Source organism: Kitasatospora sp. NPDC041917 (assembly GCF_055589745.1).
Window position 1 is genome coordinate 1 of sequence record NZ_JBVJBI010000062.1, and the last position, 13643, is coordinate 13643.

The following is a 13643-nucleotide window of genomic DNA, read 5'->3' on the forward strand; positions in this document are numbered from 1 at the left end:
ACGACAGCAGGCTCACGGACAACAGCCTTTCACCGCATCAACTCTGGTGCACAGTCACTCGTACGAGGTGGTGCATGTTGACTCGTACGCCGACAGCCGTCGGTGTTCTGGGAGTTCGTGACGAGGCGGGCGGCCCGGCTGGTGATGCGCTGGGCCGGGCTGTTCGGTGTGCGATGGCTGGGGTGGCGGGTGGCGGCGAGGGTGGCGCGGAAGACCGTGTGCAGGCGGCTTTTGCTCCAGTCGGGCGGGAACGAGCCGTCCGGGTGCTGTTGGGAGGCGAGGAAGGTCAGGGCTTCGTCGATGGCGGTGTGCTGCCGGTCGGCCTGGGAGCAGAGGGCGTTGGCGACACCGGCGGTTATACAGGCTTCGGAGGGTGCTCCGACCTGGTAGGTGGGGAAGCCGCCATCGGGCCCTCGCAGGGCGAGGAGGGCGTCCAGGGCACGGCTGATCGGCTGCCGATGGACGTGGGGGCCGGTGAGGTGGAGGACCTCGATGGAGGCTGAAATGTCGTCCACGTCGGCGAGTTGAGCGCCCTCGGTGTAGGACCAGCCGCCACCAGGCTGCTGGAGGTGCAGCAGGCGCTGGGCGATCCTGTCCAGGACCGGTACGGGGGCGCCCGCGGCGTGCAGGGCCACTCCAGCGTTGGCGGTGACCCAGGTGTCCTCGTCGCAGATGAACGGAATTCCGCCGTCGGGGCGCTGGTGCTGCAGCGCGGTGTGAATCCCGTCGGCTATCAGCTGCTGGTGGCCCGGCTGGGCTGCCAGGGCGTGCAGGACCGACAGGTGGACGAGGAGGTGGCCCTCCCACACGGTCCCTGGTTGCTGGGTGGAGCGCAGCAGGTCCAGGTCGTGCGCGTCGATCAGGTCGGGCCTTGCGTGGGCGAGGATGGCCTTGACGGCGGTGACCTGGACGCGCGCCCAGGTGTGCAGGCCGTGCAGGCAGAACGCGTCGGGGGCGGGAAGGTCGGTGGCGGGGACGGCGCCGACCAGGACGAGGACGGCGTGCAGCAGGGCGCGCTTGCGGGGGCCGGTGAAGTCCGGTGCGTGGCTGAGGAAGTCGTCGACGTCCAGTTGGCCGGCCACGTTGCTGGGGCCGTCGAGGCAGGCGCGTGCGAGCAACCGGTCCAGCGGCGTGGGGGATTCGCGATGTGCGGCCAGGTAGCGGGCCAGGCGGTCGCGGGCGGCTGGCTCCAGCCGGGTGCGGTCCAGCAGGACGAGCAGCAGGGCGGATTCGAGGACGCGGCTGTGGCACGGTTCGCGCACCGCGCCGTCCGGGTCGATCCGGCTCTCCAGATACAGGCGCAGCCGGGCGGTGGCCAGCGCCAGGTCGTCGGGGAAGTCGGTGCTGTGCCATCGGGGCAGCGCGAGGGTGGTCGCGGCGAGTCTCATCGGGCTCCGTTCAGTTCAGCTCGTCGGCGGGCCGTCCGGCGCTTGCGGGGGCCGGCCCGCGGCTGGTGGACGGAGGGTGGTGCATCGTCTCGGGGTGAAGGTGGAACCGTCCGGTGACGGTCAGCCAGTGCAGGGTGGAGGTCATGAACCTCTCCACCAGATCGACGTAGCGGCGCAGGTCCTCCTGCCGGTCGGCAGACAGGAGCGGGCCCGTGCGAAGGTCGGCCGCAGCGGTGGTGAAGCCCGCGCGGCGCTCCTCGATCATGGCCGTCACCCGTGTCCGGGCCTCGTCCGTCGTGCAGCCGTCCTGGCGGGCCAGCACCGCCACCAGGTTGTCCTGGCCGGCGGCCTTGTCGTCCACCGCCGAGGCCAGGTCATTTGCCCAGCCCACGACATCGGCCACGGCCCAGCGCAGGTCCCGCAGTTGAGCGTCCACCCGCGGGTCCTCGACGAACTCGGCGTGACCGGCGTGTTCCAGGACGTCCAGCATCGGCAGCAGCGTGATCGTGCGACGCCGCAGCGCGAGGTAGGCCGTCAGCGGCAGCCGGGCGCCGGAGCGGCGCAGCGCCACCTCCTGTTCGCAGGCGTCCAGGAAGTCCAGGTAGTCCGTCGTGAACCGGGCCCGCCAGGGGGCTGACATCCCCGCAGCCGTACGCTCCCACAAGCGCGACAGCACCACCGCGTGGGCAGCTGCCACCCCCGACGTGCCCTCGCCGGGCGCGAGCACCTGACGCAGCGGCGCGGTGAACTGCTCCAACTCGCCCGGCACCGAACCCAGCCCGCGCCGGTCGATCTGGTCATCCACCCAGCAGATGAACGCCGCCCACTGTGCGGCCAGTGCCACATCCGCCACGTCGCCCTGCGGGAGAGCACCGCCGACCAGCACCTGAAGCCGCATCGCGGCAAGACGCCGCTCCTCGCCGGGCTCCGCCACCAGGCCCGCCCGTCGGGCCCACCGCAGCATCGCATCGCGCACGAGGGCCAAGGAATCTGATGGTATGTCAGTCATGGTCTGATCATGTCAGGCCAGTGGCAGACAGGGACGCTTAACAGCGGCCTGAAGACGGCGAACACCGCTGGGAGGCTCGGAACGCCTACGGCTGCGGAACTCACCAATGGTGAACCAGCCCCACGAGCGGGGCCATTCGACCAAATGGGGCAAGATCCGCCGATGTCGACACCGTTCGGCCTGACGGTGGCCATGACAGCCTGAAACTCTTCAGGCAGTGCACCCGGCTGCGGGCCGGAGCCTCGCCCGGTGGCCCGGGCGAGGCTGGCGCGCGCCGTGCGCAGCGGAGAAGGGGAATCCTATGGCTGTTGACGAGACCGCCACGCAGGACAGCGCCGCGGCGCAGGGTGCGTCCGCGCCGTCCACCGACCAGATGCCCGCCGACTGGCTTCCGGAGGGGCATGGCGGCGCCGTCGGCCGCTGCAGTGGCGAGGGCGGAGGAGGCCCGGGAGCAGCTGAAGGTGCGCGGCCTGGACGCCTGGGTGGAGAAGAGGTGGTGGGGCTTCGAGGTCCACATGAACAAGGCGACCGCCGACGAGGCCACGGAGATCGAAGGGCTGCTCGCTGACATCGTCAATGCCGCGATCCCTCCGCTGGGCCAGGTCATCGCCTTCTGCATGAAACTTCATGCTGCGGCGATCAAGTGGGCGAACACCGGCCAGTGGGGCGTCAAGTGCAGCTCGCCGTGGATCGCTCCGAGCTGGCTCGTCCCCAGTGCGCGCAACGGCCCCCGTGTGGACTTCAACATGTGGTGGACCGTCCTCGACGGCTCGCACTGGAGCGACGACGAGAAGTTCCCCGGCCACGAGTCGGCCGCGAACCCGGCCCTGGCCGTGCTCAACGGGCGGCTGGTCACCGTCCACCGCGCCGGCGTGGACAACTCCCTCTGGTACGCCACCTACGCCCCCGAGACCGGCTGGTCCGAGGACATCAGGACCAACATGCACAGCGCCGACGGCCCGGCGTTGGCGACCTTCAACGGCAAGATCCACCTCGTCTACCGCGCTGGCAACAGCAACGACTTGATGCACGGCACCTTCGACGGTACCGACTGGACCGTCGGCCCTATGCCCTTTCACCAGAGCTCCCGGGGACCGGCGCTGGCGGTCTACGGCGGAGCGCTCCACCTCGTCCACCGCGGTGGCAACAGCGACAGAATGTGGCACGCCACCTACGACGGCTCCCAGTGGAGTCCTGACACCGAGATGCCCCGCCACGAGACGGCGTCCAACCCGGCCCTGTGCGAGTACAACGGCGCTCTCCACCTCGTCCACCGCGGCGGCGGCAACGACACCTCCCTGTGGCACGCCGCCTACGACGGCAGCAGCTGGTCCCAGGACTTCCGGCTCCCGGGCCACAACAGCCTGGAGGGACCGGCCCTGGCCGCCTACAACGGGAAGATGGCCCTGGTCCACCGCGGCTACGGCAGCGGTGACCAGAACCTGTGGGGCGCAGCCTTCGTCGCGAACAAGGGCTGGGAGCCGGACGTGAGGTTTCCCAACCACCTCAGCAGCGCGGGGCCTGCCCTCATCGTCTACCGCGACAAGAACGGCGAGGCCGACCAACTGCTGTGCGTCCACCGCGGCGCCGGCAAGAAGGCCGCCGGTACCGACACCGCCGAGGTGGAAGCCCGCCTCACGGCCGAACGTCTCGCCACCGACTGGATCGACACGCCGCAAGACACCCCGTAGCCGCCCCGGTGCACCCGCCCGCCGCCACCACGGCGGCGGGCGTCCCGAGGGCGCGATCCTTCGCCTCACCCTCAAGGGCGGGGCCGCCCCGGTGCCGAAGATCGGGTGCCGATCCACGACGTCCGGCACGGAGCCCCGGGCCGTCTCAGCCGATCGCCAGTAATGACGTCGCGTTTCAAATGATCTGCTCTGTTGCCAGTGCCGTGACCTGGTGGGCGAGTGGAGAAGTGGTGGGGTGGCGGAGATCTTGGCTTTGATCAACTCCGGGTTTCCGCCCGTAGCTGATGATTCGCTTGTCGGTGTCCTGCCAGGACGGATTCGTGCTCGGCGGTTGCCTTCGCGTCGGCATGTCGTTGAGCAGCGTGCCGGTGGCCGCGATGCGCTCGGGCGATGAGCCGTCCACCGATCGGACATCCCTATGTGAGAGGACCCCGCGCCATGTCGGACGACGACTTCGGCTACAGCCAGCAGTACCACTACAACTCCTACCCCAGCCATGGGGACGACCCCACGCCGGCACCGAAGCCTGCCAACCAGCCCGCCATCTACGCCGACCGCAACTTCACGGGTCCCAGCATGACGCTCCAGGCGGGTACCTACGACCTCACCAAGCCGGGCGCTGTCGGCAACGACTCCATCAGCTCGGTCAGGGTGCCCAGCGGCTGGACGGTCACCCTCTATGCCGACGCCGGCCTCCAGAGCGCCAGCAAGGCGTTCACCAGCGACGCGGCCTATGTCGGTGACGACTTCAACGACGTCGCTTCCTCCATCAAGGTCGACACCTCCTGACCTGCCGCTCCCGATCGGGGGCACATCAGCGATGGGATCCACGCACCGGCCGTCCGGCACCACCGCCCCCCCGGGGGGCGCATCGGACTGCCCGCCATTCCTGTCTCGCACTGGTGATCAATTCCGCAGCCACGGAACGAGCGCCGCCTGCCAGTGCGGCAAGTCCGCGCCACCGGCGGACGGGGTGCAGGCCGGTCGCAGAGCATTCCACCACCGATGGCAAGGGGGGCGGGTCGAGGCGGCATCCGTTCTTGGGAATAGCTCCGAGCTGGCGGAGCGTCATGGAAGGATCGCCGAGAGTGGCAACCGTGCCGCTGGTGTGTGAGGAGTGAACGCATGAGTGCCGACCGAGACGAACTCGACATCACGGTCCCGGACCACAAGATCGACGACGTCATCCAGGCGGCCCGCTCGGGGGCCGTCATCGCGCAGGATTCCGGCGCGACCGACCTGGGTGCGCTGTCCGGCGACGGGGGCGGTGACGGCGGTACCGGGATCACCCGGGGCGCCATCCCAGTCACCGACATCACGCCCGTCGAGACCCTGCAGGAGGTGCCTGTCGCCGAGGTCCGGGCGGAGGACGTGGGCACGTTCAGCCTCCGCTACACCGGCCGCGTCCCGCAGCTCGTCGTCACCGGCGGCTCGGTCGTGCCCTCCGTCATCACCGTCGTCGACGCCACGGGGGCCGTCCTCGCGGAGTACGCCGCCAGGCCCGCCACCGCACAGTTCCCCGCAGTCCGCACCAGCCGGGCCCTGCCCATCGACCAGAACCAGATCGTCGGCTGCGCCGGCCCCGGCTGCGCTCCGATCAGCCTGCGATAGGCGACCGCGGCCCGGGGACTGCCCGCAGTCCCCGGGCGACCCGGCACCACGGCCGACAGGACCGGGCTCCAGCGTCCACGGGATCACGCCGCAGGCCCCGGAAGCCCGTTCCTGGGCCCACTCGTCGCTGGCGCATTCCTGGCAGGACCTCGATGACGGTCCTCGGAAGATCGTCAGTCGCAAGACCCGATGGGCTGGCGTATTGCTGGTCCTGAGCTGCTCGGACCAGGGGTGCCAGGGGGTGTCGGGGCTGGTCAGGGGCGGGTGGTTTCGATGGCGTGCAGGCCGCGCAGGGCGCCGTCGCCGGCTGCGGTCTGGGTGGGGTAGAGCAGTTGCACGCTCACGGCCAGGGGGGCTCCGGGGTCGATGGTGTGGGTGTCGTCGGGAGAGGCCAGGACCACGGTCCCGTCCTGCCCGTTGCTGATCACCTGGTACCACTGGGTCTGGGCGGGGTTGAGACGGGTGCCTGCGGGGACGTCGAAGCTGATCTGCCAGCGCACCACCCGCTGGTCGCGTGCGGCCAGGGTCAGTTCGTAGCTGACCAGCCATCCCTTGGCGTCCTCGGGCCAGGTCTGGTCCCACTGCCCGGTGATCTGGTAGTCGGCGGTGACCGATGAGGCTTCGACCTGGATATCGACCTGGGCGCGGCGCTGGATGGAGAGGTTTCCGGGGGCGGTGACCCACGCGGTCGGGGACAGGGCGCCCTCGAAGGTGCGGCTGACGGTGCCGGTGACGGTGATCGTGGCCTTGCTGCCGGCGGGCAGTTTCAGCGGCTGGTGCAGGCCGCCGGTGACCGAGCCGGTGCCGCACTGGGCGCCGTTCTCGCCCCGGCAGTGCACCTGTTCGGCACCGTTTCGCATCGGAGCGGGGATCTCGCCCTCCACCCGCACCTCGGGCGCGTCGCCGGGGCCCAGGTTGGCTACCTGGATGGTGTAGGAGACCTGCTGTCCCGCGTGGGCGGTGCGCGGGCCGTCCATCTCCAGCGGGACGGTCACCGGCGGCGCCACGCTCAGGTCACGGATCCGGTAGGTCCCTGTGGCCTGGTAGTGGACCGTCGCGGACAGGCCGAGCTTGAACGTTTCGGGCATCGCCGTCATCGCGGGCCCCTCCAATGCGAAGGTCGCCAACGTGCCGCCGGGGTCGGATCCACGGGTGTGACGCACGGTCAGGACGGTGCCGTTGATACACATCTGGACATGCGCGCCGTCTTGCCACGAAGCTTCGAACCCGCCGGGCACCTCGGGCCCGACGCCCAGCAGCTCGAATCCGCTCAGCAGGTTCCCCGAGCCGCGCACCGCGATCCGGTTCGGCAGCTCCGGATCGTCCTGACCGCCGCCGTCTCCGACCCTGTAGTACTGGAAAATGGCCATGCTGTCCAAGGCGACGCCGACATACCCCGCAGTGACGCCCGCCCGTTCGGGATCATGGAGGTCGTCCTTGTGCTGGTAGGCGTAGCCCAGGCCGTACCAGCTGTCTGCGGCCTGCGTCGTCTGCCGCCCATCGATGAGGAACACACACAGTCCCAGGCCGAAGGAGTCGTTCGCACCGGTGGAGGCTTCGGTGGCGTAGTCGAAGTCGATGACCACCCCCTGGGCAGAAGGAAAGGGCTGGTCCAGCAACGCCATCCCCACATAACCCGCCGCCCCCGGACGGTTCAGCTCCAAACCCCCCTCCAGTCGCGCCTTGCCCGCCAGCTTCCAGTTCGGGTTGGACGGTTCCGACTGGGTGAACGGCTCGGTGATCGGGAACCGTGCAGGGCTCTGTTCGGTCATCAACACTCCTCGACTGGCCTTTGCATCACGACCCTGGGCCCGGCTTGCACCCAGGGTCCCACTCCGGTGACTCTGCGCAAAAATCGCGGCCGCCAACCCTCGTTGGCCACCTCAGCTTCTCAATGTGATCACGCACCACTGAACCGCCCCGGGTTCGGTGGGGACTCGATTTCGTGTAAGGATTCGAGTCATGGCACGTCCTTCCTCCTACCCGCCTGAGCTGCGCCGTCGTGCGGTGCGCATGGTTGCCGAGGTCCTCGGCGACTACCCGAACGAGTCGGCGGCGCTGCGGGCCGTGGCGGAGAAACTGGGCATCGGCTCCGCCGAGACCCTGCGCAACTGGGTGCGACGCGACCAGGTCGACTCCGGGCAGCGCCCGGGCACGACCACGGAGGAGTCCGCGCAGATCAAGGCGATGAAGAAGGAGATCGCCGAACTCAAGCGCGCCAACGAGATCCTCAAGGCCGCGGCGAGTTTCTTCGCGGCCGAGCTCGACCGGCCACACCTGCGCTCGTAGCGTTCATCGACGAGCACCGGGGCCACTTCGGCGGCGTCGAGCCGATCTGCCGCGTGCTCACCGAGCACGGCTGCAGCATTGCCCCCTCCACGTACTACGCCCACCACCAGCGCGTGGCCTCGCCCTCCGCCCGCACCGTGCGCGACGAGGAACTCAAGGCTCTCATCAAGGAGGTCTACAACGCCGACTACCGTGTCTACGGGGCCCGGAAGATCTGGAGGGAGCTGGGCCGACAAGGCCAAGCGGTGGCCCGCTGCACCGTCGAACGCCTCATGCGCGAACTCGGCATCACCGGTGCTGTCCGCGGCAAGAAGGTGATCACCACCATCGCGGACCCGGGCGCCGAACGCGGCCCGGATCTCGTCGACCGGCAGTTCGTCGCCACTGCGCCGAACCGCTGCTGGGTCGCCGACTTCACACACATCGCCACCTGGGCCGGAGTCGTCTACGTCGCCTTCGTCGTGGACACCTTCTCCCGCCGCATCGTCGGCTGGTCGGCCGCGACCTCCAAGGAGACCCGGCTTGTCCTGGATGCGCTGGACATGGCGCTGTGGCAGCGTGACCGCGACGGATTCCCCCACCAGCGAGGCGAGTTGATACATCACTCGGATGCCGGGTCGCAGTACACGAGCTTCCGGCTCGCCGACCACCTGGACGCCGCCGGCATCGCAGCCTCGATCGGATCCGTCGGCGACGCCTACGACAACGCCCTGATGGAATCCACCATCGGCCTCTACAAAACGGAGCTGATCAAGCCCGGCCGCCCCTGGAAGACGCTCTCCCAGGTCGAGCTCGCCACAGCCGAGTGGACCGACTGGTACAACCACCGCCGACTCCACGGTGAGATAGGCCACGTCCCACCCGCCGAATACGAGATCGCCCACTACCTCACAACCACAAAACCCCCGGTCAAAGCCACAACCTGAGATCTCTATCGAACCCGGGGCGGTTCAAGGTGACTTCAAGAAATGCCCTGCCGAGGGCAAGCTGCGCTATCTGCTGAAGTCTGCGGGGATACCGACATCGGTCGACGCCACCGATCTCCCCGTGCTGGCCAAGTATGCAGCGGACCATCGGATCGACGGTCCAACGGCCGTCACGCGGATCCGAAACCGCCTCGTTCACCCCGAAGTACTCGCAGATGACCTCTATGCACGTGCCGGCCTCTCGGTTGAGGTTTGGAGACTCTCCCTGCACTACGTGACCCTCGCCGTGCTCCACTCCATCGGCTATCGGGGTTCGTACCAGATGCAGCTGAAGCTCGGGGGGTGGGCCGGAGAAACACACCCTGTACCGTGGATCGACCCGACGACCGCCCCTGCCGGTCCGATCCCTCTGCCACCCGTGAGAGGCAGAGCTCGCGGGCGCACCCGCTCACGTTGAAGAGTCCGGGCCCCACCTCCCCGGAATCGGGCTCTCCGTGTCCTGGCAGCGGCAGCCAACGAGCGCGTCGAGGACCAGACCAGCGTGCTGGTCTGGTCCTCGACGCGCTCGTCCTACTTGTTCTTATGGAAGCGCTGCCTGGCTGTCAGCCGCGTGGTGTCACGAGCCGCAGGCCCGTCCCGATGGGAGCTTCCGGCTCTCCGTCACGGCGATCGGGGCCGCGGGAACCCCCAACCCGGAACGGACTGGTGGGGTCGGTGCCAGCCGGTCGATCCATGCGGCCCCGCCACGCGCCGTGGCTGCGGAGTCGAACGGCACAGCAATCCCCACTACCCCCTTCTTGTGTAAGTGACAGTAACTGAAGTACCTTGCAGAACATGCAAGATGACGTGTGGTCACCACCTTCTGTACTGCTGACGGTCGATCTCGTGATCCTGACGCTGCGGGGGAGTCGCCTACACGTCCTCCTGGTGGAGCGGGGCGAAGATCCCTTCCGGGGCATGCCCGCCCTGCCTGGAGGATTCCTGAGCCACGACGGTGAGGAGATTCTGGATGCCGCCCACCGCGAACTGAGCGAGGAAACGGCACTGGCGGCCGGCTGGGTGCACCTTGAACAGCTGGCCGTGTACGGAGACTCGGGCCGCGATCCGCGAGGCCGAGTCGTCTCCGTGGCCCACCTGGCGATCGCGCCGGGGCTGCCCGACCCGGTCGCGGGAACGGATGCCACCGATGCCGCGTGGGTTCCCGCTGAAGCCGTCCTGTCCGGCGAGGTGGAGCTCGCCTTCGACCACCGTCGAATCGCTGCGGACGGGATCGAACGCGCGCGCACCAAGCTCGAGTTCTCGGCGCTGGCCACGGCATTCTGCAGGGAGAACTTCACCATCGCAGAGCTGCAAGAGGTGTACGAGGCCGTCTGGGGCACCGAACTCGACACCCGCAATTTCTACCGGAAGGTCCAAGCGGCGAAGGGATTCATCGTCCCCGCCGGCACGGATCGCAGGACCACGGGAGGACGGCCCGCACGACTGTACCGAGCCGGTCCGAAGACCGTGCTGTTTCCACCGCTGATCCGACCCGTGCCATCCGCGATGGAAGAGAACACGAGAGGGGAAGAGGAATAGATGTCGAACGGCCCGGTGGTGGTTCTCACTGCCCTCAATCTTGAATACCAGGCTGTGCGCCAGAGGCTGGCGGGTCCGCAGGTGCATCGCCATGAGCGTGGTACCCGGTTCGAGGTGGGAACCGTGCAGGGCACGTCGTGCCGTGTCGCACTCGGTCTGACGAGCAAGGGAAACCATTCCGCCGCAGTGATCGCTGAACGCGCGATCCAGGAGTTCTCGCCGGTGGCCGTGCTCTTCGTCGGGGTCGCCGGCGCCCTGTGGGACGCCACCAGGCTGGGCGACGTGGTGATGGCGTCACACGTGTACGCCTACCACGGCGGGACCAGCGAGGACGACGGGCTCAAAGCCCGCCCCCGGGTGTGGGAAGCACCGCACGGCATCAGCCAGCTCGCCTCGCACCTGGCCCGCTTGAACGACTGGGCGGACCCCGTACCCGGTCGCGAGGACGCGCCGCAGGTGCGCTTCGGGGCGATCGCCGCCGGCGAGGTCGTCCAGAACTCGAGGATCTCAGCCGAGGCGAAGTGGATCCGGCAGCACTACAACGACGCACTCGCCATCGAGATGGAGGCGGCCGGTGTGGCACAGGCCGGCCATCTCAACGGGGCACCGGTGGCCATCATCCGGGGAATCAGCGACCGGGCGGACGGCACGAAGAACAGTGCGGAGGACCGCAACTGGCAACCGAGGGCCGCAGCGAACGCGGCGGCGTTCGCCACCCGGTTGGCAGTGGAACTGGTGGGGGAACAGGAGGAGACCGCGATGCCCCAGGACGACAGGGTCCGTTCGGCCGACCGGTTCGACCGAAACGTCAGCAACACCGCCCACAACAGCACCGTCGGTATCATGGCCGGCTCGGTCACGGGCAGCAGCGTCCACATGAACGCGGCCCCGAAGGCATCCGGCCCGACGGACCTGATCACGGAACTGAACCGTTTCCGACAGCAGCTGGGGCGGCACCGCGCCGAGGGTGCCCTCGACGAGGACTCCTACCTGGAGGCCCTGACCGATCTGGACTCCGCCCTCCGGTCGGCCGGGGGAACCAGCCCTGAATCGTCGAAGCGGACGGTCATGTCGCTCAGGAGGCTGCGCGGACTGGTCGCGGAGTGCCCCGCACTGGTGGCCGAGCTGGCCCCCCTGGTCGCCGCGGCCGGTGACCTGGCATGAGCCACAACAACGGTGCCGCGTACAGCTCGGCTGCCTACGACTCCACCGTCGGGATCCAGGCCGAGACCGTACACAACTCCAACGTCTACTTCGTCCACCCGGACGCCTCGCCGCAGGAGAAGTACCGGCTGGGCGTGCGGTTCCTGGAGGACGGCGTCCCCAGCCGCGCCCGCGAAATGATCACCGATGCGATGGCCCACGGATACGACGGCGCGGAGGTTCGTTTCCACTGGGTGCTCGCCGTACTCAGCGCACGCACCTACGACGACCTCAGCACCGAAGAGGTCCAACGGCTGCACTACACCTCCGGGCTCGTACGGATCTACGCCGAGGACGGGTGGAAGGAAGCCCTGCGCGTCACTTTCGACCTGCTGGCGGTGCTCAGCAACGCCAGCGGCGAGACCGGACCCGTGCTGAAGCAGCTGCAAGACCTGCCGCTCCGCCAGCACACCGCGATCCTCCGCCACCTCGACCTCATGCTCACCGGAGGGCTGAAGGACGACCTATGGGCGGAGACCTGCGAACGGGCCAGGACGGAGCGCTTCGGCAACGACCGGGTCCGGCGAGTCTGGGCCTACTTCGAACCCGCCCCCATCGGGGCGCGGGCCGTTCCGCCCCGCCCGAGCACCGCTGCCGCCGCCCAGGCGGCCCTCCCCGTCCGGGCGGTCCTGTTTGCCGTCAGCAGCGTGCTCCTCTGGGCCCTGGCACTGGTCACGGATCCGGCCGAGGCGATCGTCGAGTTACTGGTGGCGCTCGTCGCGGGTCTGACCGCGGCCCGCTTCGGCGTCCGGTGGTGGGGCCAGGAACCCCGGTCGGACCTCACGGCCGGGCCCCGAGTCCCTCACCCGCGCGATCCCGCCTCCGCCGAGAACGGGTTCACCAACCGCGTCCGCCATTCGTTCGATCACTACTTCAGCGTTCGCACGCCCTATGGGTTCACCCCGGACGCCTGGCTCGCCCACACCGCTCAGGTCCGCGGCAGCCTCGCCTCCGAGATCGCGGACCTCTACCGGGAGAGCCGGATCAGTGTGGACCGGGTCGCCTGGTTGATCCGGTACCTCGCTGAGGACGCCCGGAACCGCTACAACAACGGCACCCTGTTCGATGATCACCGCCAGGACCGGACTCCGGTCAGGACGAAGGCCCTGACCGTGGTGGCCCTGGCCGTTCTCGGCATCGCGGCTCTGACCGCGTTCGGAACGGCAGTCTCGGGTGCCGCCTCGCCGAGGCCGCTGTGGGCGTTCCTGGCCGTACTCGGTGCGGCCTGGTCCGGGCACGCGGCCGCCTCCCTATGGCTGAAGGTCCGACGTGAAGAGCACCGGCTTGCCCGGGAGACCCAGAAGTACCATGAACAGTTGACTGCACGACAGACCGCCTACCAGCACTGGCAGTCGTTCCTGGACGCCACGCGCCCGAGCGAGCTGGAGATGGAGACCTGGCTCACCTGTGACAAGACTTCGTTCGTCGATGAAGCGCTCCGACACCACCGGCTCACCTGGCGCGACCTGATCACTCACACCATTCTGGTAGCCCCAGCTGCTTCCTACAAACGAGGCCGGGTCAGGGGCGGCCCCTGGCGGTACTCGCACTACGTCTTCCGCCTGTTCCTGTTCACCCAGGACGGCATCCGCGAGATCAGCTCCGAGTTCAACTTCTCCGACGCAACGCGCAAGAACGAGCAGCGGAGCAACTATCGGTTCGACGCGCTGTCCTCCGTGCAGGTGACGGAGAATGTCGACGTCGGCTACGACCTAGAGCTCGTCCTCACCAACGGGCCAGCCAGGAAGATCCGCGTCAAGGACGCCGATGCCCACCAACTGGCGCCGGACGAGAACTCTCAGGAAATCTCTGAGATCAACCTCAGTGCGGCGGGCTCCACCCACACCTTCCGTCTCCTGGAGGGGATCGCGGCGGACGGGAAAGGCTGGATCGAACGGCACAGCCCCAACAACCTGACGCCCTTCCAGATCGCCGGTTGATCCTGAAC

Annotated in this window: 11 protein-coding genes; 7 read left to right on the plus strand and 4 right to left on the minus strand. The window is 68.6% G+C overall.

The features are described 5' to 3' along the window. Positions 1-29: 29 nt before the first annotated feature. Entirely contained in the window at positions 30-1388 is a 1359-nt protein-coding gene (locus tag ACZ6EM_RS37835; protein ID WP_465774424.1) for a prenyltransferase/squalene oxidase repeat-containing protein, read from the minus strand. 10 nt (positions 1389-1398) lie between these two features. Next, a complete protein-coding gene (locus ACZ6EM_RS37840) occupies positions 1399-2364 on the minus strand; it encodes a terpene synthase family protein (RefSeq protein ID WP_465774445.1) in 966 nt (321 codons plus the stop codon). 434 nt (positions 2365-2798) lie between these two features. Here ACZ6EM_RS37840 and ACZ6EM_RS37845 point away from each other — a divergent pair, with 434 nt between their 5' ends. Then, on the plus strand, positions 2799-4088 hold the full coding sequence (locus ACZ6EM_RS37845) for a hypothetical protein (RefSeq protein WP_465774425.1): 1290 nt from the start codon (positions 2799-2801) through the stop codon (positions 4086-4088). A gap of 175 nt (positions 4089-4263) precedes the next feature. Here the strand turns inward: ACZ6EM_RS37845 and ACZ6EM_RS37850 are convergent, their stop codons facing one another. Next, positions 4264-4491, minus strand: coding sequence for a hypothetical protein (locus ACZ6EM_RS37850; RefSeq protein ID WP_401052484.1), 228 nt, complete (start codon positions 4489-4491; stop codon positions 4264-4266). A gap of 17 nt (positions 4492-4508) precedes the next feature. On the opposite strand from ACZ6EM_RS37850, the gene ACZ6EM_RS37855 reads away from it, so the two are divergent. Then, positions 4509-4877: a peptidase inhibitor family I36 protein gene (locus tag ACZ6EM_RS37855; protein ID WP_465774426.1), complete on the plus strand. Its 369-nt coding sequence runs from the start codon at positions 4509-4511 to the stop codon at positions 4875-4877. Positions 4878-5213: 336 nt separating this feature from the next. Further along, positions 5214-5699, plus strand: a complete 486-nt coding sequence (locus ACZ6EM_RS37860) for a hypothetical protein (RefSeq protein WP_465774427.1) — start codon at positions 5214-5216, stop codon at positions 5697-5699. Between the two features lie 254 nt (positions 5700-5953). On the opposite strand, the gene ACZ6EM_RS37865 is transcribed toward ACZ6EM_RS37860, so the two are convergent. Continuing rightward, complete coding sequence (locus ACZ6EM_RS37865) at positions 5954-7471, minus strand: hypothetical protein (protein WP_465774428.1); 1518 nt, start codon at positions 7469-7471, stop codon at positions 5954-5956. A gap of 190 nt (positions 7472-7661) precedes the next feature. Between ACZ6EM_RS37865 and ACZ6EM_RS37870 the strand changes: the two genes are divergently transcribed. The 4 genes from ACZ6EM_RS37870 to ACZ6EM_RS37885 all read left to right on the plus strand — a co-directional run bounded on the left by ACZ6EM_RS37870 (position 7662) and on the right by ACZ6EM_RS37885 (position 13635). Beyond that, positions 7662-8914 (plus strand): IS3 family transposase gene (locus tag ACZ6EM_RS37870; protein ID WP_465774429.1). Its coding sequence is split into 2 segments (ribosomal slippage): positions 7662-7941 and positions 7941-8914, totalling 1254 coding nucleotides; the frame shifts between segments, so codons are not numbered across the junction. An 834-nt stretch (positions 8915-9748) separates the two neighbouring features. Then, positions 9749-10492 (plus strand): NUDIX hydrolase, encoded by a 744-nt coding sequence (locus tag ACZ6EM_RS37875; protein WP_401052351.1) that lies wholly within the window; start codon positions 9749-9751, stop codon positions 10490-10492. Further along, positions 10493-11656 carry a 5'-methylthioadenosine/S-adenosylhomocysteine nucleosidase family protein gene (locus tag ACZ6EM_RS37880; protein ID WP_465774430.1) on the plus strand — a complete coding sequence of 388 codons (1164 nt, stop codon included), beginning with the start codon at positions 10493-10495 and terminating at the stop codon, positions 11654-11656. After that, positions 11653-13635: a hypothetical protein gene (locus ACZ6EM_RS37885; protein WP_465774431.1), complete on the plus strand. Its 1983-nt coding sequence runs from the start codon at positions 11653-11655 to the stop codon at positions 13633-13635. Before ACZ6EM_RS37880 ends, ACZ6EM_RS37885 begins: the two co-directional genes overlap by 4 nt. Positions 13636-13643 lie beyond the last annotated feature (8 nt).

Excerpts from the sequence above, each read along its gene's own strand:
- ACZ6EM_RS37835 (WP_465774424.1), bottom strand. The coding sequence starts at position 1,388 with ATGAGACTCGCCGCGACCACCCTCGCGCTGCCCCGATGGCACAGCACC.
- ACZ6EM_RS37865 (WP_465774428.1), bottom strand. The coding sequence starts at position 7,471 with ATGACCGAACAGAGCCCTGCACGGTTCCCGATCACCGAGCCGTTCACC.
- ACZ6EM_RS37875 (WP_401052351.1), top strand. The coding sequence starts at position 9,749 with ATGCAAGATGACGTGTGGTCACCACCTTCTGTACTGCTGACGGTCGAT.
- ACZ6EM_RS37880 (WP_465774430.1), top strand. The coding sequence starts at position 10,493 with ATGTCGAACGGCCCGGTGGTGGTTCTCACTGCCCTCAATCTTGAATAC.
- ACZ6EM_RS37885 (WP_465774431.1), top strand. The coding sequence starts at position 11,653 with ATGAGCCACAACAACGGTGCCGCGTACAGCTCGGCTGCCTACGACTCC.
- ACZ6EM_RS37860 (WP_465774427.1), top strand. The coding sequence starts at position 5,214 with ATGAGTGCCGACCGAGACGAACTCGACATCACGGTCCCGGACCACAAG.
- ACZ6EM_RS37845 (WP_465774425.1), top strand. The coding sequence starts at position 2,799 with ATGGCGGCGCCGTCGGCCGCTGCAGTGGCGAGGGCGGAGGAGGCCCGG.